Source organism: Tsukamurella hominis, from assembly GCF_965137015.1.
Taxonomy (GTDB): Bacteria; Actinomycetota; Actinomycetes; order Mycobacteriales; family Mycobacteriaceae; genus Tsukamurella; species Tsukamurella hominis.
In genome coordinates this window covers 343,723-363,007 of record NZ_CBCRZG010000002.1, presented here as the reverse complement: position 1 = coordinate 363,007, position 19,285 = coordinate 343,723, and the positions used below count along the sequence as shown (strand labels likewise).

Below are 19,285 nucleotides of genomic sequence, written 5' to 3'. Positions count from 1 at the left end.
TCATGACCACACCGCGGCCCCGACGGGGGCGCCCCGCCCTCGGTGCGCCGAAACTGTCGCGCACCGCGGTCGTCGAGGCGGCGCTCGCGCTGATCGACCGCGACGGCGTGGCCGAGGTCGGCATGCGCGCGATCGCGCGGCACCTGTCGGTGGACGCGAAGAGCCTCTACAACCATGTCCGCGACAAGGACGATCTGCTCGACGCGGTCACCGAGCACCTGCTCCGCTCGATCGTCGTGCACGAGCCCACCGGTGATCTGCGCGCCGACCTCGAGGGCGTGGCCCGCGCCTTCCGCACCGCCGCGCAGGCCCACCCCCGGGCCGCAACGCTCGTGCTGACCCGGCAGGTGCAGTCGGTGGCCGCCCTGGCGCCCACGCAGTCCATCCTGGATGTGTTGCTCACGGCGGGGTTCGAGCCCGCCGAGGCCGTGCACCTCATGCGGGCGCAGCTGGCCGCGCTGATCGGCACGCTGCTCCGCGAGTTCGAGGCGGCCCCGACCTTCGGAGTGACGGACGCCGCGGCTATCGAGCGGCGCCGGGCGGGACTCGCCGCGTGCGGCCTGCCGGCCGTGGAGTCCGTCGCCGCCGACCTCGCCCGGTTCGACGCCGACGCCGAGTTCGACTACATGATCGAGCTGTCGATCGGCGCCGTCGAGGCCCGGCTGCCGCAACGCTGACCGGCGACTAGCCGATCCGCAGCGGGTCGATCTGGATGCGCACGGGGCTTCCCTCGCGCCGCAGGCTGCGGCCCACCTGCGCCAGGAACAGCGCCCGCGCCAGGGCGCGCCCGTCGCGCCGCGCGACGCGCACCAGGAGCCGCTGCGGCGGCGGGCCCTCGTCGGGGGCGCCGGGGATCCGCACGCCGGGCGGCAGGTCGACGGGGCCGAGAACCTCGGCGCCGTCGGGGAGGTCCGCGGCGTCCGCGACCGCCCGGATGTCGGTCTCGGCACCGTCGAGCGCGGCCAGATGGGTGGCAGGCGGAAACCCCACCTCGGCCCGTTCGGCGAGCTCCGCCGCGGCGAAACCGGCCGCGTCCCAGCGGATCAGCGCCTGCACCGCACGGATCCCGGCGTCGGCGCCGCAGACCACGGCGCCATCGGCGGCGACCAGGGCGGCCGCGTTCATCCACCGCCGGAAGGTCTCCTCCGCGGCGCGCAGGTCCGCCCGGCCGAGCAGCAGCCAGCCGTCGAGCAGCAGCGCCGCGCCGTATCCACCGTCGACCAGCGGCTCCGCGCCGGGCGTGGCGACCACGATCCGTCGGCCCGCCGGCGCCTCGGCGTGCACCGTCTCGCCGCCCGAGACGGTGACGGCCGCCCCGGGGAAGGCGCGGCCCAGCTCCTCAGCGGTGCGCATCGCGCCGACGATCACCGCGCGCATCGATGTCCCACCGCAGGCCGGGCAGCGGTATCCGGGATCGTCCTGCGCGCACCACCGGCAGCGGAGGACGCCGCCGCCGGCCTGCTCGAGCGGGCCGTGACAGCGGCGGCACCGGGCCGGGGTGCGGCAGCGCTCGCACGACAGCGCGGGCGCGTACCCGCGCCGCGGCACCTGGACGAGCACGGGTCGCTCGGCGTCCAACGCCTCCCGCGCGGCGGCGAAGGCCGCGGCGGGGAGCCTGGCCGAGCGCGCGAGCGGGTCGCGGGCCAGCGCGACGTCCGAGTCCGCGGTCCCGGAGATGCGCGGCGAGCGGCTGCGGACCAGCTCGCGGGGCGCCGCGATCTCCGCGGCCCACCCCGCCTCGACGAGGGCCTGGGATTCGGGGGTGCGGGCGAAACCGCCGATGACCAGCGCCGCGCCCTCCTGGTGCGCGCGCAGGGCGAGCACCTCCCGCGTGTGCGGGTACGGGGCGCGCGGCTCCACGAAGGACTCGTCGCCGTCGTCCCACAGCGCGACCAGTCCGAGATCGGGCAGCGGCGCGAACGCGGCGCTGCGGGTGCCGATCACGACGCGGGCGCGGCCGAGCAGCGCGAGGAGCCACCGCCGGTACCGGGCCGAGGGCCCCAGGCCCGCTGCCAGCACCGCGGGGTCGAGGTGGGCGCACGCCGCGGCGAGCCGGTCGAGATCGGCCTGGTCGGGGACGATGAGGAGCGCCGTGCGGCCGGCCGCGACGACGGTGGCGGCGAGCTCGGCCAGGCGCGCCGCCCAGTCCTCGCCCGGGAGGGCCTGCCAGACCGCGCGCGGCGACTTGCCCGCGACGGCCGCCGCCGCGAACTGGACGCCGTGGGTGTACTCGGCGAGCGCCGCCGGGGGCGACTCCGGTGGGGTGGGCTCGGCGGGCGCCTGCTCCAGCAGCGCCTTCTCGACGCGCGCGTGCCGCGGCGGGATCGCGAGCCGCAGCACGTCGGCCCGGGTTCCGGCGTAGCGCGCCGCGACCTCGGTGACGAGCCGCAGGACCGGCGGGGTGAGGACCGGCAGCGGGGAGACGACGCGCTGCAGCGGGGCGAGCCTTCCCTCGTGCTCGGAGCGCGGAAGCCGCTCGAGGAGGTAGCCGTCGACGAGGCGCCCGGAGAACCGGACGCGGACCCGCACTCCGGGGCGGGCCTGCTCGTCCAGCTCGGGCGGCACCAGATAGTCGAACTCCCGATCGAGGTGGCTGACCTGCAGCAGGGGCAGGACGCGCGCGATCGGGAGTTCGACGGCCGCTTGCGCGGCCTCGGCGGGGCCGGGTGCGGTCACACCGGTCGGGGCGGGTGTCAGAGGCCGGCCGCGGAGCGCAGGGCGTCCACGCGGTCGGTGCGCTCCCACGGCAGGTCGATGTCGGTGCGCCCGAAGTGCCCGTACGCCGCGGTGGGCGCGTAGATCGGCCGGAGCAGATCGAGGTCGTTGATGATGGCGCGCGGCCGCAGGTCGAAGACCTGAGCGATCGCCTGCTGGATCTTCATCGGATCGAGCTGCTCGGTGCCGAAGGTCTCGACGAACAGGCCGACGGGCGCCGCCTTGCCGATGGCGTACGCGACCTGCACCTCGATCCGCTCCGCGAGGCCCGCGGCGACGGCGTTCTTCGCGACCCAGCGCATCGCGTACGCGGCCGAGCGGTCCACCTTCGACGGATCCTTGCCCGAGAAGGCACCGCCGCCGTGGCGGGCCATGCCGCCGTAGGTGTCCACGATGATCTTGCGGCCCGTCAGGCCCGCGTCGCCCATCGGCCCGCCGAGCACGAACTTGCCCGTCGGGTTCACCAGCAGCCGCACCTCGGAGGTGTCGAGGCTGGGCAGGTTCAGGTCGGCGATCACGGTGTTCAGGACGTGGGTGCGCAGGTCGGGGGCGAGCATGCCGTCGATGTCGATGTCGGCGGCGTGCTGGCTGGAGATGACCACGGTGTCGAGGCGGACGGGCTGCTCCCCCGCGTACTCGATGGTGACCTGGGTCTTGCCGTCCGGGCGCAGGTAGGGCAGGGTGCCGTTCTTGCGCACCTCGGTGAGGCGGCGCGAGAGGCGGTGCGCCAGCGAGATCGGCAGCGGCATCAACTCCGGGGTGTCCGAGCAGGCGTAGCCGAACATGAGGCCCTGGTCGCCGGCGCCCTGGGCGTCGATCTCGTCTTCGCCGCCGTCGACGCGGTGCTCGTAGGCCCGGTCGACGCCCTGCGCGATCTCGGGGCTCTGCGCGCCGATCGCGATGTTCACGCCGCAGGAATTGCCGTCGAAGCCCTTGGCGGAGCTGTCGTAGCCGATCTCGAGCACCTTGTCGCGCACGATGTGCGGGATGTCCGCGTAAGCGGAGGTGGTCACCTCGCCGGCGACATGGACCTGGCCGGTGGTGACGAGGGTCTCGACCGCCACGCGCGAGGTCGGGTCCTCCGCGAGGAGGGCGTCGAGGATCGAGTCCGAGATCGCGTCACAGATCTTGTCCGGGTGACCCTCGGTGACCGACTCGCTGGTGAACAGGCGGTGGGCGGAACTGGCGAAACCGGAAACCACTTCGGACGTCCTCTCGATGATGTTTGCGATTGGAAATACTAGCGGGCGGCCGGGACCCGGGAGACCGCGGCATCCAGTATGCGCGCCGCCATGGCGGCCTTCGACCCGAGGGGCAGGGCGGTCTCGCCGCCGTCCGCGCCGAGCAGCCAGCCGGAGTTCTCGTCGACCTCGAAGGCCCGGCCGTCGCCGACCGCGTTGAGCACCAACAGGTCGCAGCCCTTGCGGCGCAGCTTGGCCCGCCCGTAGTCGAGGACGGAGCCGTTGGCATCCCCCGTCTCGGCGGCGAAGCCCACGATGACCGCGTCGGAGCGCAGGGCGCCCTCACGGCGCGCGGCGACGAGCCCGGCGAGCACGTCGGGGTTTTCGATCATCGTGATCGATTCGAGGGCCTCGCTCTTGCCGTCGGCGCCCTTCTTGAGCTTGGTGGTGGCGACCTCGGCGGGCCGGTAGTCGGCGACCGCCGCCGCCATGATCACCAGGTCGGCGTCGGCGGCGTGCTCGGCCATCGCGGCCTGCAGCTCGAGGGCGGAGGCGATGCGCACCACGTCGACGGCCGACGGATCGGCCAGGCCGACGGTGTTCCCGGCGACGAGGGTCACCTGCGCGCCCCGCTGAGCGGCGAGCCGGGCGAGGGCGTAGCCCTGCTTCCCGGAGCTGCGGTTGGTGAGGTAGCGGACCGGGTCGAGCGCCTCCTTGGTCCCGCCGGCGGAGACGACGACCTTCCGGCCCTCGAGGTCGCGGTTCAGCGCCCCGGGGTGCTCGAGGAGGACGTCCGCGAGGGCCCCGATCTCGTCGGGCTCGGGCAGCCGGCCGGCGCCGGTGTCCTTCCCGGTGAGCCGGCCCGAGGCGGGCTCGATGACGACGGCGCCGCGCTCGCGCAGGGTCGCGACGTTGGCCCGGGTCGCGGGGTGCTCCCACATCTCGGTGTGCATCGCCGGGGCGAAGACGACCGGGCACCGGGCCGTGAGGAGGGTGCCCGTCAGCAGGTCGTCGGCCCGCCCCTGGGCGGCGCGGGCCATCAGGTCGGCGGTCGCCGGAGCGATCACGACGAGGTCGGCCGACTGCCCGAGGCGCACGTGCGGCACCTCGGGGATCGACTCGAAGACGCCCGTCTGGACGGGGTTTCCCGACAGCGCCTCGAAGGTCGCGGCACCGACGAACTTGAGCGCGGACTCGGTGGGGATCACCCGCACCTCGTGCCCGCGTTCGGTGAAGTGCCGGACCAGAGCGCACGCCTTGTAGGCGGCGATACCGCCGCCGACGCCGACGATGATCATGGGCGCGTCAGCTCTACTCGCCCTCGGTGTGCTCCAGGAGATCCTCGTGGATCTCGCGCATGGCGATCGACAGCGGCTTCTCGTGCAGGCCCGGCTCGACGAGCGGGCCGACGTACTCGAGGATGCCGTCGGACAGGCTGTTGTAGTAGTCGTTGATCTGGCGCGCGCGCTTGGCCGCGTAGATCACCAGGGCGTACTTCGAGGAGGTGCGCTCGAGCAGCTCGTCGATCGGCGGGTTGGTGATGCCGAGCGGCTGGTCGTACACGGTCTCAGTGGTGGTGCTCACGCTTCTCCTACGTCACAAACTTCACGATTATCGCTGGTCCGCCCAGTCTACGCCCGCAAGGCGGCAGGGCTAGGCCGTCGGGTCGCCGGCGCCGACCAGCAAGGATACCAAATCCGACACGGCGCGGTCCAAGTCGTCGTTCACGACCACCGCGTCGTAGTCGTCCCGCGTGGCCATCTCGGCCCGCGCGGTCTCGAGCCGGCGCTCGATCTTCTCGGCGCTCTCGGTGCCCCGGCCGCGCAGCCGGCGCTCCAGCTCCTCCCAGCTCGGCGGGCTCAGGAAGACGGTGACCGCCTCCGGCAGCGCCTCCTTCACACTGGCCGCCCCGGCGAGATCCACCTCGACCAGCACCGGCCGTCCGGCCTCGAGCGCCTCGTACACGGGCTGCGCGGGCGTCCCCGACCGCTGCAGCCCCCCGTGGATCTCCGCCCACTCGAGGAGCGCACCGTCGGCGATCAGGCGGTCGAAGCCACCGTCACCGACGAAGTGGTAGTCCCGGCCGTCCACCTCACCGGGGCGCGGATCGCGCGTGGTGGCGGACACCGAGAAGAACAGGTCGGGAACCTCCGAGCGGAGCTTGCCGACCACAGACGACTTACCGACGGCGGAGGGGCCGACCAGTACAACCAGTCGGCCCCTCCGGCCCGCGGGAACTTCTCCGGACACTACGTGTCAGGCGGAGAACTTCTCGAGCAGCGCCTTGCGCTGCCGGTCGCCCAGACCGCGCACGCGGCGGGTGGGGGCGATCTCGAGCTCGGTCATCAGCTCCTGAGCCTTGACCTTGCCCACCTTGGGAAGCGCCTCGAGCAGTGCCGAGACCTTCATCTTGCCGAGAACCTCATCGGTCTCCGCGTCCTTCAGCACCTGCTGCAGGGTGGTGCCGCCGCTCTTCAGCCGGTTCTTCAGCTCGGCGCGTGCACGACGAGCGGCAGCTGCCTTCTCCAGAGCAGCGGCGCGCTGCTCGTCGGTCAACTGGGGAAGGGCCACGATTCCTCCGTCTTCGATGTACTTAGGTCTTTGCCGCGAACTTGCGACTCCTGCGACGGTACCCACGATTCGCTCGGGATGGGAACCCCACCCCCCTCTCACCTGCGGTTTGGCGGTGATGTAGGCGTCCCCGGAGCCCGGCGGCGCGCACCACTGCACATGATGTGCATTGCAATCGAGAACCGTTGCACCACAATGCTTTCAGAACGGTAGGACCGCACCAGAAGCAACTCGCCGATGTGACGGGTGAAACTCATGTGACCTGCGAAAATAGCTGGAGTTCGCGACGGGCCCGGGCGTGTCGGCGGCCCGTTCCCGCTCGTCTCCGGGACGATCCGCGGCGTTCAGCCCGCCGACGGCGTGGGGCCGGAGCGCACCCGTCGCACCGCGCGCTCCCCCGCCCGGACCGCGGGCTCGACGACGCGGGCGAGGATCGGCCCCACGACGGCCATGATCAGGACGTACGTCGTCGCCAGCGCCGCAAGGCGGCCGTCCACCGCGCCGGCGGCGACGGCGAGGCCGGCGATGACGATGGAGAACTCCCCGCGCGCAACGAGGGCCGCGCCCGCCCGGGCCCGGCCCATCCGCTTGACCCCGACCCGCCGCGCCGCCCACCAGCCGGTCGCGAGCTTGGTGGCCGCGGTGATCACGGCCAGCAGCACCGCCCAGCCGAGAACGGGCGGGATGGCGCGCGGGTCGGTGTTCAGGCCGAAGACCACGAAGAACAGCGCCGCGAAGAGGTCGCGCAGCGGCTCGAGCAGGCGGGTCGCCTCGTGCGCGATCGACCCGGAGATCGCGATCCCGAGCAGGAAGGCGCCGACCGCGGCCGAGACCTGCAGCGCCGACGCCACGCCCGCCACCAGCAGCGCGGCGCCGATGAGCTTGAGCAGGAAGACCTCGCGGTCGTCGCTGTAGACCAGCGCCGAGACGCGGTGCCCGTATTTGACCGCGGAGATCAGCACCACGGTGACCACGACGACCGCGATCGTCACCGCGGAGATCTCGCCCATGATCCCGATCCCGGCCAGCACCGCGGTGAGGATCGGCAGGTACACCGCCATCGCCAGGTCTTCGAACACCAGCACCGAGAGCACGACGGGCGTCTCGCGGTTGCCGAGCCGGCCCAGGTCGCTGAGGACCTTCGCGGCGATGCCCGACGACGAGATGTAGGTGACGCCCGCGAGCACGAGCGCCCCCGTCGCCCCCCAGCCGAGCGCCAGCGCCACGATCGCGCCCGGGGTGGCGTTGAGCACGATGTCGAGCACGCCTGCCAGCCAGGACTGCCGCAGCCCCGTGGTGAGCTCGGCCGCGGTGTACTCGAGGCCGAGCATGAGGAGCAGGAGGATCACGCCGATCTCGCCGGCGGTGCGACTGAAGTCCGAGGCCTCGCCGAGCGGGATCACGCCGCCGACGCCGAAGGCCAGGCCGCCGATCAGGTACAGCGGGATCGGCGAGACGCCCACCTTGGTGGCGGCGCGGCCGAGGAAGCCCAGCACGAAGAAGACTGCGCCGAGCTCGATCAGCGCGACCGTGTTCTCGTCGAGGTGGAGGGTCACCCGTGCGTCAGGATCTGCGCGGCGGCCTCGAGCCCCTCGGCCGTCCCGACGACGACGAGCAGATCCCCCGCGGTGAAGACGAACTCGGGGCCGGGCGAGGGCTGCACCTCGCCCGCCCGCATGACCGCCACGAGCGAGACCTTCGTCCGGGTCCGCATCTGGGTCTCCCCCAGCGTCCGGCCGTCGTAGGGCGAGCCGGCGAGGATCGGCAACTGCCGGGTGTTGATGCCCTCGAGGTCGCGCTGGTCGGCGCGCAACTGGTTGACCAGCTGCGGCGCGCCCAGGAGGTTCGCGAGGACGCCGGCCTCCTCGCCGGACAGGGGCACCTGGGCGGCGCTCGCGTCGGGATCGTCGCGTTCCGAGAGGAACAGTTCGACGGTGCCGTCGCGGTGCGCCACCACTCCGACGCGCCGGCCGGTGGCGAGCTCGAAGTCCTTGCGCACTCCGATGCCGGGGAGCGGTGTCACATCGACGTTCACCCCGTCGACGATAGCCCCGGCCGATCGGGCGAGGACGCGATCGGGCCAGGACGGGATCCGCCGGGACGCCGATCAGCCGAGGGCGCGCTCGACCTCGTCGCGCACCGTCAACGCCGCGGACCGCAGCGCGGCCGCGTCCGGGCCCGCGCCGAGCACCTGCCGCGACGAGTTGGGTAGCACCGTCGCGCCCGGGCCGAAGATCGCCGCGAGGTCCGCCGGGGTCGCGCCCTGCGCGCCCAGCCCGGGCGCGAGGATCGGCGCGTTCAGGCCGTCGAGGTCGAGCCCGTGCTCGCGGGTCGCCCCGACGACGAGGCCGACGGTGCCGGCACCGTCGGCGTTGTCGGCCCGCGCATCGTCGACGATGCGCTGCCCGACGCCGTCGGCCTGCACCTGCGCCCCCTCGGGGTTGGAGGTGCGCGCGAGGACGAAGACGCCGCGCCCGGCGGCGCGGGCCGCGTCGATCGCGGGCCGCAGCGAGCCGTAGCCGAGGTACGGCGAGAGGGTCACCGCGTCGGCCGACAGCGGCGAGTCGCCGAGCCAGGCGCGCGCGTAGCCCGCCATGGTGGAGCCGATGTCGCCGCGTTTCGCGTCGGCGATCACCACGGCACCGGCCTCGCGGCACGCGGCCATGACCTCCTCCAGCGCGAGCATGCCGGCGGCGCCGAACTGCTCGAAGAAGGCGACCTGCGGCTTGACGAAGCCGACCTCTCCTGCGAAGGCCTCGGCGCAGCGCAGGCCAAAGGCCCGCACGCCGGCGGCGTCGTCGGACAGGCCCCACGCGGCGAGCAGCGGCGGGTGCGGATCGATCCCCACCACCAGCCGCCCCCGGGCGGAGGCGGCGGTGGTGACGCGCGCGGCGAAGGTCACCGGTTCACCAGCGCCGCGTGCATGTCCTGCAGGCTCTTGACGCCGATGCCGCCGCGCAGCGCGGCCTCGATGCCCTGGACGGCGGCCGAGGCGCCCTGCACCGTGGTCACGCACGGCACGGAGGCCTGCACCGCGGCGGTGCGGATCTCGTAGCCGTCGACGCGCGGCCCGGCGTTGCCGTAGGGGGTGTTGATGATCAGGCCCACGTCGCCGGCCTTGATCTTCTCGACGATGGACTGCTCGCCCTCGGGGATCACGTCGGAGTGCTTGAGCACGGTCTCCACCTGGACGCCGTTGCGCCGCAGCACGTCCGCGGTGCCCTCCGTGGCGAGGATGGAGAAGCCGAGGTCGGCGAGGCGCTTGATCGGGAAGATCAGCGCACGCTTGTCCTTGTTCGCGACCGAGACGAAGACGTTGCCGGTGGCGGGCAGCGAGCCGCTGATCGCCGTCTGCGACTTGGCGAAGGCGGTGCCGAAGTCTCGGTCGACGCCCATCACCTCGCCGGTGGACTTCATCTCGGGCGAGAGCAGCGAGTCGACGCCGGTGCCGTCCGCGCGCCGGAAGCGGTTGAACGGCAGCACGGCCTCCTTGACGGAGACCGGCGCATCGATCGGCATCTGCGAGCCGTCGCCCTGCGCGGGCAGGATCTGCTGCTCGCGCAGCTCGGCGATCGTCTGGCCGAGCATGACGCGCGCGCAGGCCTTCGCCAGCTGCACCGCGGTGGCCTTCGAGACGAAGGGCACGGTGCGCGAGGCGCGGGGGTTGGCCTCGAGGACGTAGAGCACGTCGTCCTTCAGGGCGTACTGCACGTTCATCAGGCCGTGGACGCCGATACCGCGCGCGAGGGCCTCGGTGGCGGCGCGCACCGCGTCGATGTCGGCGCGGCCCAGCGTGGTGGGCGGCAGGGTGCACGCCGAGTCGCCGGAGTGGATGCCGGCCTCCTCGATGTGCTCCATGATGCCGCCGATGAAGACCTCGCCGGTGGCGTCGCACAGGGCGTCGACGTCGATCTCGACGGCGTCCTCCAGGAACCGGTCCACCAGAACGGGGCGGTCGGGGGCGAGCTCCGTGGCGCGGGAGATGTAGTCGAGGAGCGCCTGCTCGTCGTAGACGATCTCCATGCCGCGGCCGCCGAGCACGTACGAGGGGCGCACGAGCACGGGGTAGCCGATGCCGGCCGCGACGTCGCGGGCACCGTCGGCGGTGGTGGCGGTGCCGAACTTCGGCGCCGGCAGGCCCGCCTCGGTGAGCACGCGGCCGAACTCGCCGCGGTCCTCCGCGAGGTCGATCGCCTCGGGCGAGGTGCCGACGATCGGCAGGCCCGCGGCCTTGAGGCGCGCGGCCAGGCCGAGCGGCGTCTGCCCGCCGAGCTGCACGATGACGCCGACGACGCCCGGGCCGCCCTCGCCGGAGCGCTGCTCCGAGTGGTACACCTCGAGGACGTCCTCGAAGGTCAGCGGCTCGAAGTACAGGCGGTCCGCGGTGTCGTAGTCGGTGGAGACCGTCTCCGGGTTGCAGTTGATCATCACGGTCTCGTAGCCGGCCTCGCTCAGCGTGAGCGCGGCGTGGACGCACGAGTAGTCGAACTCGATGCCCTGGCCGATGCGGTTCGGGCCCGAGCCGAGGATGAGCACCTTGGGCCGCTCCGTCTGCGGGGCCACCTCGGTGGTCGCCGAAGGGTCGAGCTCGTAGCTGCTGTAGTGGTACGGGGTCTTCGCCTCGAACTCGGCGGCGCAGGTGTCGACGGTCTTGTAGACCGGCCGCACGCCGTGCTCGTGGCGGAAGGCGCGGACCTCGTCCTCGCTCATGCCCCGCAGCTCGGCGATCTGCAGGTCGGAGAAGCCGTGGGTCTTGGCCAGCCGCACCAGGTCGGGCGTGAGGTCGCCGTCGCGGACGTCCGCACCGAGGTCGATGACGGCCTTGATCTCCTCGAGGAACCAGGGGTCGATCGCGGTGGCGTCGAAGACCTGCTCCACGGTGGCGCCCAGCTCGAAGGCGCGGCCGATCAGGTAGAACCGGCCGTCCTTCGGAGTCTTGATCTCCTCGAGGAGTTCATCCAGAGCCCCCTCGACGGGCGAGCCCGTCCAGAAGCCGTGGCGCTTGGTCTCCAGCGAGCGCATGACCTTGCCGAAGGCCTCGGCGAAGCTGCGGCCCAGGCTCATGGCCTCGCCCACGGACTTCATCGTGGTGGTGAGCGTGTCGTCGGCGCCGGGGAACTTCTCGAAGGCGAAGCGCGGCGCCTTGACCACGACGTAGTCGAGCGTCGGCTCGAAGCACGCGGGGGTCTCGCCGGTGATGTCGTTGAGGATCTCGTCCAGCGTGTAGCCCACGGCGAGCTTCGCGGCGATCTTGGCGATCGGGAAGCCGGTGGCCTTGGACGCCAGCGCGGACGAGCGCGAGACGCGCGGGTTCATCTCGATGGTGACCAGTCGGCCGTCGCGCGGGTCCTGCGCGAACTGGATGTTGCAGCCGCCGGTGTCGACGCCCACCTCGCGGAGGATCGCGATCGACTGGTCGCGCATGATCTGGTACTCGCGGTCGGTGAGGGTCATGGCCGGCGCCACCGTCACCGAGTCGCCGGTGTGCACGCCGACGGGGTCGACGTTCTCGATGGAGCAGACGACCACCACGTTGTCGCGGCCGTCGCGCATGAGCTCGAGCTCGTACTCCTTCCAGCCGAGGATCGACTCCTCGATGAGCACGTTCGCGGTCGGCGAGGCGGCGAGGCCCGCGCCGGCGATGCGGATCAGGTCGGCCTCGTCGTAGGCCATGCCGGAGCCGAGGCCGCCCATGGTGAAGGAGGGCCGCACGACGACCGGGTACCCGAGGTCGGCGACCGTCTCCTTGCACTCGTCCAGGGTGAAACAGACCTTGGACCGGGCGGACTCGCCGCCGATCTTGGCGACGATGTCCTTGAACTTCTGCCGGTCCTCGCCGCGCTGGATGGCGTCGAAGTCGGCGCCGATGAGGCTGATGCCGTACTTGTCGAGGATGCCCTGCTCGTGCAGGCCGACGGCGGCGTTGAGCGCGGTCTGACCGCCGAGGGTGGCGAGCACCGCGTCGATCGGGAAGCCCTTGTCGCGCTCGGCGATGATGACCTTCTCGATGTACTCCGGCGTGATGGGCTCGATGTAGGTGGCGTCCGCGAACTCGGGGTCCGTCATGATCGTCGCCGGGTTCGAGTTCACCAGCGAGACGCGCAGGCCCTCGGCGCGCAGCACGCGGCAGGCCTGGGTGCCCGAGTAGTCGAACTCGCAGGCCTGGCCGATCACGATCGGGCCCGAGCCGATCACCAGGACGTGCTGGATGTCTGTGCGGCGCGGCATTACTTCTCTCCCATAACGGTGGCGAACTTGTCGAAGAGGTAGGCGGCGTCGTGCGGACCCGCCGCTGCCTCCGGGTGGTACTGGACGGAGAAGGCGCGCCCGTCGAGCAGCTCGACGCCCTCCACGACCCCGTCGTTGGCGCACACGTGGCTGACGCGGCCGCGGCCGAACGGGGTGTCGAACTCGGCGCCGCGCTCGCCCTCGAGGGCGAAACCGTGGTTCTGCGCGGTGATCGAGATCCGGCCGGTGGTGTGCTCCACCACCGGGATGTTGATGCCGCGGTGGCCGAACTTCATCTTGTAGGTCTCGAGGCCGAAGGCGCGGCCCAGGAGCTGGTTGCCGAGGCAGATGCCGAACAGCGGCAGGCCGGCGTCCAGGACGCCGCGGGTGAGCTCCACCTCGTGCGCGGCCGTGGCGGGGTCGCCGGGGCCGTTGGAGAGGAAGAAGCCGTCCGGGTTGAAGGACCGCACCTCGTCGAGCGTGATCGTGGAGGGCACCACGTGCACCCGCATGCCGCGCTCGGCGAACATGCGCGGGGTGTTGGTCTTGATGCCGAGGTCGACGGCGACGACGGTGAAGCGGACGTCGCCGTCGGGCTCGATCGTGTAGGACTCGGTGGTCGAGACCTCGCCGATCAGGTTCTGCCCCTTCATGGACGGCTGCTCCCGCACCCGGTCGAGCAGCTCGGCCTCGGAGGCGAGCGCCTCGCCGGAGAAGACGCCGGCGCGCATGGATCCGTGGTCGCGGAGGCGGCGCACCAGCGCGCGCGTGTCGATGCCGGCGATGCCGACGACGCCCTGGTCCACCAGCTCGCCCTCGAGGGTGCCGCTGGCGCGCCAGTTGCTCACCCGGCGGGTGGGGTTGCGCACGGCGTAGCCGGCGACCCAGATCTTGTCGCCGCGCGACTCGTCGTCCTCGTCGTTCCAGCCGGTGTTGCCGATCTGCGGGGCCGTGGCCACCACGATCTGTCGCGCGTACGACGGGTCGGTCAGCGTCTCCTGGTAGCCGGTCATCGCGGTGCAGAAGACGGCCTCGCCGAGGGTCTGCCCGACGGCGCCGAACTCGACTCCGCGGTGCACGGTTCCGTCCTCCAGGACCAGCAGTGCTTTGTTGTCGGCAGCCATCTAACTTTCCCTCACGTCCATCAGTTTTCGATACGTCGTCTTGTCGTCGGCGCGGAAGCCCGTGTCCACGACGGTGCCGGTGGGCAGCTCCCACCGGAACACCAGCAGTCCGTCGCCGGGCATGACCTTGCCGGCCAGCTTGGAGGCGCGCCGCACCTCCACCAGGTGCTCGTCGGCGATCCACATCGGATTGCCGCGGCCGCGCTCCATCAGGTAGCCGTCGGCGTAGCGGCTCAGGTTCACCGTGGCCCGGTAGCCCCAGTCCCCCACCGCCACCCGGTCCTGCCAGTGCGGCGCAACGGTGCTGCCGACGTACACGCCGGACACCGGGCCGAAGACCAGCTCGCTGAGCTGCTCCGGGGTGCTGGGGATCTCGCCCACCGACGCGGCCTGGCGCTGCCCGCGGCGGCGCCAGCCCAGTGCCATCAGTGAGAACAGGCCGGCGAGCACCACGAGCACGAGCAGCAGCGTGGCGAAGTCGCTGACGCTCACGCCCGCACCCCGGTCCCCGGCTGCGCGGCCACCCCGTCGCGGGCGGTGACCCGGCCGCGGAGCACGGTGAGCACGGGCTTGGCCCGGAAGCTCAGCTCGGCGAACGGGGTGTTGCGCGAGCGGCTCGCGAGCTCGTCCGCGCGGACCGTCCACCCCAGGTCGGGGTCGACGAGCGTCAGGTTCGCGGGCTCGCCCACGCCGATCGGCCGGCCGTGGTCGTCCAGGCGCGCGATCTGTGCGGGCTTCTCGCTCATCACCCGCGCCACGTCGCGCCAGCTCAGGTCGCCGGGCTCGACGGAGACCTGCGCGACGATCGCCAGCGCCGTCTCCAGTCCCAGCATGCCGGGGCGGGCGGCGGCGAACTCGCAGCACTTGTCCTGGTCGGCGTGCGGCGCGTGATCGGTGGCGACGCAGTCGATCACGCCGTCCCGCAGCGCCTTCCGCAGCGCGGCCACGTCGGACGCCTCGCGCAGCGGCGGGTTCACCCGGTTCACCGCGTCGTAGGTCTGCAGCCGCGAGTCGTCGAGCAGCAGGTGGTGCGGGGTCACCTCGGCGGTGATCGCGATGCCCTGCTCCTTGGCCCACGTCAGGAGCTCGACGGTGCCCGCCGTGGAGGCGTGGCAGATGTGCACGCGCGCACCGGCGTCGCGGGCCAGCAGCGCGTCGCGGGCGACGATCGCCTCCTCGGCGGCGCGCGGCCACCCGGTGAGGCCGAGGCGCGCCGCCTCGGGGCCCTCGTGCGCCACGGCCCCCTTGGTCAGGCGCGGCTCCTCGGCGTGCTGCGCGATGACCACGCCCAGCGACGCCGAGTACTCCAGCGCGCGGCGCATGAGCAGCGGATCCGACACGCAGACACCGTCATCGGAGAACACCCGCACCCGTCCGGGGCCGGCTGCCATCATGCCCATCTCGGCGAGCTTCTCGCCCTTCAGGCCGACGGTGACGGCGCCGACGGGGTGCACGTCGACGAGGCCGACCTCCTGCCCGCGGCGGTACACGTGGTCGGTGACCACGGCCGAGTCGGCGACCGGGCTCGTGTTCGCCATGGCGAACACGGCGGTGTAGCCGCCGAGCGCGGCGGCGGCGGAACCGGACTCGATGGTCTCGGTGTCCTCACGACCGGGCTCGCGCAGATGCGTGTGCAGGTCGACGAAGCCGGGCAGCAGGACCTTCCCGCCGCCGTCGATGACCTCGGCGCCTGCGGCCGGCGCGAGAGATGTTCCGATGGCGGTGATCTCGCCGCCGGCGATCGCGACGTCGACGGGATCGCCCTCGCCGTAGGGGCGGACGTCGGTGAGCAGCAGGCTCATTCGGGAGATCCTCCATCCCGCGAGTAGTGGGCAGTGCCGGGATGAGCGGTCGTCATACCGCACCCCCTTCTTTGGCCAGAAGGTGGAAGAGCACCGCCATGCGGACGTGCACGCCGTTGTTGACCTGCTGCAGGATCGCGGCCTGCGCGGAGTCGGCCACCGAGTAGCCGATCTCCATGCCGCGCAGCATCGGCCCGGGGTGCAGCACGACGGCGTGGTCGGGCAGCAGGGCGGCGCGCTGGGGGTTGAGGCCGAAGCGCACGGAGTACTCGCGCTCGCTGGGGAAGAAGCCTCCGTTCATCCGCTCGGCCTGCACGCGCAGCATCATCACGGCGTCGGCGCCGGGCAGCTCGGCCTCGAGCGAGTCGGCGACGGTGACCGGCCAGGTCTCCACGCCCACCGGCAGGAGGGTGCGCGGCGCGACGAGCACGACCTCGGCGCCGAGCGTCGACAGCAGGAGCGCGTTGGACCGGGCGACGCGGCTGTGCAGCACGTCGCCGACGATGGCGACGCGGCGGCCCTCGAGGCCGCCGAGCCGCTGGCGCAGGGTGAGCGCGTCGAGCAGGGCCTGGGTCGGGTGCTCGTGCATGCCGTCACCGGCGTTGATGACGACCGGGCCGGGGAGGCCGTCGAGCGCGGCGGCCGAGTTCGTCCACGCGGCGATCTGTTGCGCCGCACCGGAGGCCGGGTGCCGGACGATCAGCGCGTCGGCGCCCGCCGCGTGCAGGGTGAGCGCGGTGTCGCGCAGCGACTCGCCCTTGGCGACGGAACTGCCGGACGCGGAGACGTTGATCACGTCGGCGCTCATCCATTTGCCCGCCACCTCGAAGGAGACGCGGGTGCGCGTGGAGTTCTCGTAGAAGACCGTCATCACGGTGCGGCCGCGCAGCGTGGGCAGCTTCTTGACCTCACGGCCCATGAGCGCCTGCTGCAGCCGGTCCGCCTCGTCGAGGATCTCCTCGGCCTCGGCGCGGCTCAGGTCCGCCGCGGAGAGCAGGTGCTTGGTCACGACGCGCCCTCCTTCGTCTCCGGGTCCGGCAGCTCGGAGATCACCACGGCGTCCTCGCCGTCCTTCTCCTGCAGCCGCACCTGCACGTCCTCCTGGCGGGAGGTGGGGATGTTCTTGCCCACGTAGTCGGCGCGGATCGGCAGCTGCCGGTGGCCGCGGTCGACGAGGACCGCGAGCTGGACCGCGGCGGGGCGCCCGATGTCGCGCAGGGAGTCGAGCGCGGCGCGCACCGTCCGGCCCGAGAACAGGACGTCGTCGACGAGGATGACCAGCGCACCGTCGACCCCCTGCGGCGGCACCGTGGTGCGCTCGAGCGGACGGTGCGGCTTGTGCCGCAGATCGTCGCGGTAGAGAGTGATGTCGAGGTGGCCGACGGGCACCGCCACGCCGGAGAACTCCTCGATGTCGGCAGCCAGCCGGGCGGCGAGAACCGCACCGCGCGTAGGGATGCCGAAGATGACAACGCGGGGATGCGATTCATCACCCGCGGCCCTGGTGTCTAAGGCCGTCTTCTCGATGATCTGATGCGCGATCCGAGCCACCGTTCGGGTGACATCGGCCGCGGACATGAGTTCCCGAGCCACGTGACCTCCTTCTCCGCCTCTCCGGACGGCTCGCTCCGCCTCTCTGGACGGACTGAAAAGGATGCCTTGATGCAAGACGAAGCATACCAGTACGTTCAGGTCATGGAATTGTCGACCAGGCAACGCACGACGCTGTCCGCCATCGTCGATTCCTTCGCCCCCGGAGACGGGGTCGCCATCCCCTCGGCGAGCGACCTGCGGGCCGGTGACCTGGCGGTTTCCTATGCCGACCGCAGCCCGCGCGACAGCGACGGCATCACGCTCGCGCAGTCCCTGTCACTCTTCGACAACCGGGTGTTCTGCACCACTGTGCTGGGCACGCGCGGGCAGCGCTTCGCCGATCTCTCGGCCGCCGAGCGCGAGCGCGTCCTCATCGATCTGTCGCGGTCGCGGTTCGTGCAGAAGCGGATGCTGTTCAAGCGCCTGCGCAACATCGCGCTGCTCGCGTACTACGCGGCGGGCGGGGCCGACGGCGACCACGGCCCGGGCTCCGAGCTGATGGCCGCGATCGGCTATCCGCGGCAGGCGCCGATGAAGAAGCCGCGCGCCCGGGCCCTGCGCGCGCAGCGTCCGCTCTCCCCCGCGCGCTACGAGATCGACGCGTCGACCGCGTGCGACGTGGTGGTGATCGGATCGGGCGCGGGCGGCGCGGTGGCCGCTGCGGCGCTCGCCGAGGCCGGGCTCGACGTGCTGGTCCTCGAGCGCGGCGACTACGTCTCCCCCACCGAGGTGGGCGACTCCGACCTCGACAACCTCGACCAGCTGTACGCGCCGGGACCGTTCTGGACCGAGAACGCGCAGTCCTACCTGCTCACCTCGCGCTGCCTCGGCGGGGGCACGACCGTCTCGCACGGCGGCTACTTCCTCCCGCCGGAGGAGGTCCGCGCCGACTGGGCGGCGCGGGGCATCGAGACCGGCGCCTCCCTGGACGCCGCCCTCGCGGAGGTGTGGCAGCGCTCGGGTGTCTCCGACGGCGCGGGCACCCCCTCGGCTCGCGACGTGATCCTGGAGAAGGGCTGCCGCGCGCTCGACCTGTCCGTGCGGCCCGTGAGCCTCGCGGACGACTTCGAGTCCGAGGGCCGCTGGGGCCCGTCGAGCCGGGTCGCGGCCAAGCAGGACGCCGGCCGGACCTGGCTGCGTGACGCCGAGAAGAAGGGCGCCCGGATCGTGACCGGCGCGCAGGCGCGGTCGATCGAGACGCAGGGCGGGCGCGCCCGCACGGTGATCGCGCGGACCTCGGGCGGCTCGTGGCTCACGGTGCGCTGCAGCGCGGTCGTGGTGGCCGCCGGCGCCTTCGAGACGCCGGCGTTGCTCTCCCGCTCGGGCATCGGCGGTCAGCACGTGGGCAAACACCTGCACCTGCACCCCACCGCCACCGCCGTCGGGCTGTTCGGCGAGAGCGTCGACCCGTGGCTCGGAGCGCCGTCGACCCGGTTCAGCGATGCGCACGCGAACCTCGACGGCAAGGGCTTCGGCGTGCGCTACGAGACCGCGCCGCTCACCCCCGCGCTGGCCGCGAGCTTCGTCCCCTGGCGCAACCCCGTCGAGCACCTCAACGTGATGCGGCAGTTCCCGCACCTGTCGATCGTGCGGGTGGTGCTGCGCGACCGGGGCGCCGGCGAGGTGGTGATGGACGCCTCCGGCGAGCCGTCCGTGCGGTACGACCTGGCGGAGGCCGACCGGACGAACCTGCGGACCGGCGTGGACACCGCGGTCCGGATCCTCGAGGCCGCCGGGGCGCGGCGGATCTTCACCGGCCAGCAGCGCGGGGGCGATCACGTCCCGGGCGACCGCCCCGTCGAGCGGTTCCTGGAGCACTCCCACGCGGCCGGGTACGGCGTCGGCGAGATCGCGCTCGGCGCGCAGGACCCGATGAGCACCGTCCGGATGGCGTCCTCGGAGCGACGCGGCGCGGCGAACCCGGAGGGCGCGTTGTGGGACGTGCCGAACGTGGTGATCGCCGACGCCTCGGCCCTGCCGACCGCGAGCGGCGTGCACCCCATCGGGGTGGTGCAGGCCCTCGCGCTGCGCAACGCCCGCGCCCTCGCGGAGCGCCTCAAGAGCTGAGCGG

Annotated in this window: 17 protein-coding genes; 2 read left to right on the top strand and 15 right to left on the bottom strand. The window is 72.5% G+C overall.

Annotation, left to right across the window (positions count from 1 at the left end; all coding sequences use genetic code 11):
• The first annotated feature begins 2 nt into the window (after positions 1–2).
• A complete protein-coding gene (locus ACM9LD_RS04325; protein WP_415675532.1) occupies positions 3–677 on the top strand; it encodes a TetR/AcrR family transcriptional regulator in 675 nt (224 codons plus the stop codon).
• 7 nt (positions 678–684) lie between these two features.
• Here ACM9LD_RS04325 and ACM9LD_RS04320 read toward each other — a convergent pair whose 3' ends face one another.
• The 15 genes from ACM9LD_RS04320 to pyrR form a co-directional block, all read right to left on the bottom strand.
• Positions 685–2,676, bottom strand: a complete 1,992-nt coding sequence (locus ACM9LD_RS04320; protein WP_415675531.1) for a primosomal protein N' — start codon at positions 2,674–2,676, stop codon at positions 685–687.
• 17 nt (positions 2,677–2,693) lie between these two features.
• Positions 2,694–3,917 carry a methionine adenosyltransferase gene (gene metK / locus ACM9LD_RS04315; protein ID WP_415675530.1) on the bottom strand — a complete coding sequence of 408 codons (1,224 nt, stop codon included), beginning with the start codon at positions 3,915–3,917 and terminating at the stop codon, positions 2,694–2,696.
• Between the two features lie 38 nt (positions 3,918–3,955).
• A complete protein-coding gene (gene coaBC / locus ACM9LD_RS04310; protein ID WP_415675529.1) occupies positions 3,956–5,194 on the bottom strand; it encodes a bifunctional phosphopantothenoylcysteine decarboxylase/phosphopantothenate--cysteine ligase CoaBC in 1,239 nt (412 codons plus the stop codon).
• A gap of 13 nt (positions 5,195–5,207) precedes the next feature.
• On the bottom strand, positions 5,208–5,480 hold the full coding sequence (gene rpoZ, locus ACM9LD_RS04305; protein WP_068520856.1) for a DNA-directed RNA polymerase subunit omega: 273 nt from the start codon (positions 5,478–5,480) through the stop codon (positions 5,208–5,210).
• Between the two features lie 69 nt (positions 5,481–5,549).
• Positions 5,550–6,146: a guanylate kinase gene (gene gmk / locus ACM9LD_RS04300; protein WP_415675528.1), complete on the bottom strand. Its 597-nt coding sequence runs from the start codon at positions 6,144–6,146 to the stop codon at positions 5,550–5,552.
• Between the two features lie 6 nt (positions 6,147–6,152).
• Positions 6,153–6,467 carry an integration host factor, actinobacterial type gene (gene mihF, locus ACM9LD_RS04295; protein ID WP_068520860.1) on the bottom strand — a complete coding sequence of 105 codons (315 nt, stop codon included), beginning with the start codon at positions 6,465–6,467 and terminating at the stop codon, positions 6,153–6,155.
• A 344-nt stretch (positions 6,468–6,811) separates the two neighbouring features.
• Positions 6,812–8,023, bottom strand: coding sequence for a cation:proton antiporter (locus tag ACM9LD_RS04290; RefSeq protein ID WP_415675527.1), 1,212 nt, complete (start codon positions 8,021–8,023; stop codon positions 6,812–6,814).
• Positions 8,020–8,502 carry a cation:proton antiporter regulatory subunit gene (locus ACM9LD_RS04285; protein ID WP_415675526.1) on the bottom strand — a complete coding sequence of 161 codons (483 nt, stop codon included), beginning with the start codon at positions 8,500–8,502 and terminating at the stop codon, positions 8,020–8,022. The genes ACM9LD_RS04290 and ACM9LD_RS04285 overlap by 4 nt, the downstream gene beginning before the upstream one ends.
• A gap of 72 nt (positions 8,503–8,574) precedes the next feature.
• Positions 8,575–9,369 (bottom strand): orotidine-5'-phosphate decarboxylase, encoded by a 795-nt coding sequence (gene pyrF, locus ACM9LD_RS04280; protein WP_415675525.1) that lies wholly within the window; start codon positions 9,367–9,369, stop codon positions 8,575–8,577.
• A complete protein-coding gene (gene carB, locus ACM9LD_RS04275) occupies positions 9,366–12,695 on the bottom strand; it encodes a carbamoyl-phosphate synthase large subunit (RefSeq protein WP_415675524.1) in 3,330 nt (1,109 codons plus the stop codon). Before carB ends, pyrF begins: the two co-directional genes overlap by 4 nt.
• Complete coding sequence (gene carA / locus ACM9LD_RS04270; protein ID WP_415675523.1) at positions 12,695–13,819, bottom strand: glutamine-hydrolyzing carbamoyl-phosphate synthase small subunit; 1,125 nt, start codon at positions 13,817–13,819, stop codon at positions 12,695–12,697. The genes carB and carA overlap by 1 nt, the downstream gene beginning before the upstream one ends.
• Positions 13,820–14,311, bottom strand: coding sequence for a PH-like domain-containing protein (locus tag ACM9LD_RS04265; protein WP_082791149.1), 492 nt, complete (start codon positions 14,309–14,311; stop codon positions 13,820–13,822). It abuts the gene before it with no gap.
• Entirely contained in the window at positions 14,308–15,621 is a 1,314-nt protein-coding gene (locus ACM9LD_RS04260) for a dihydroorotase (protein WP_415675522.1), read from the bottom strand. The genes ACM9LD_RS04265 and ACM9LD_RS04260 overlap by 4 nt, the downstream gene beginning before the upstream one ends.
• Before the next feature lie 52 nt (positions 15,622–15,673).
• Positions 15,674–16,630 carry an aspartate carbamoyltransferase catalytic subunit gene (locus ACM9LD_RS04255; protein WP_415675521.1) on the bottom strand — a complete coding sequence of 319 codons (957 nt, stop codon included), beginning with the start codon at positions 16,628–16,630 and terminating at the stop codon, positions 15,674–15,676.
• On the bottom strand, positions 16,627–17,214 hold the full coding sequence (gene pyrR / locus ACM9LD_RS04250) for a bifunctional pyr operon transcriptional regulator/uracil phosphoribosyltransferase PyrR (RefSeq protein WP_074850698.1): 588 nt from the start codon (positions 17,212–17,214) through the stop codon (positions 16,627–16,629). Before pyrR ends, ACM9LD_RS04255 begins: the two co-directional genes overlap by 4 nt.
• 69 nt (positions 17,215–17,283) lie before the next feature.
• Here pyrR and ACM9LD_RS04245 point away from each other — a divergent pair, with 69 nt between their 5' ends.
• The gene (locus ACM9LD_RS04245) at positions 17,284–19,281 is read left to right on the top strand and encodes an FAD-dependent oxidoreductase (RefSeq protein WP_415675520.1); all 1,998 of its coding nucleotides are present in this window, start codon (positions 17,284–17,286) and stop codon (positions 19,279–19,281) included.
• The last annotated feature ends 4 nt before the right edge of the window (positions 19,282–19,285 follow it).

Excerpts from the sequence above, each read along its gene's own strand:
- ACM9LD_RS04325 (WP_415675532.1), top strand. The coding sequence starts at position 3 with ATGACCACACCGCGGCCCCGACGGGGGCGCCCCGCCCTCGGTGCGCCG.
- coaBC (WP_415675529.1), bottom strand. The coding sequence starts at position 5,194 with ATGATCATCGTCGGCGTCGGCGGCGGTATCGCCGCCTACAAGGCGTGC.
- carB (WP_415675524.1), bottom strand. The coding sequence starts at position 12,695 with ATGCCGCGCCGCACAGACATCCAGCACGTCCTGGTGATCGGCTCGGGC.
- carA (WP_415675523.1), bottom strand. The coding sequence starts at position 13,819 with ATGGCTGCCGACAACAAAGCACTGCTGGTCCTGGAGGACGGAACCGTG.
- ACM9LD_RS04260 (WP_415675522.1), bottom strand. The coding sequence starts at position 15,621 with ATGAGCCTGCTGCTCACCGACGTCCGCCCCTACGGCGAGGGCGATCCC.
- ACM9LD_RS04245 (WP_415675520.1), top strand. The coding sequence starts at position 17,284 with ATGCAAGACGAAGCATACCAGTACGTTCAGGTCATGGAATTGTCGACC.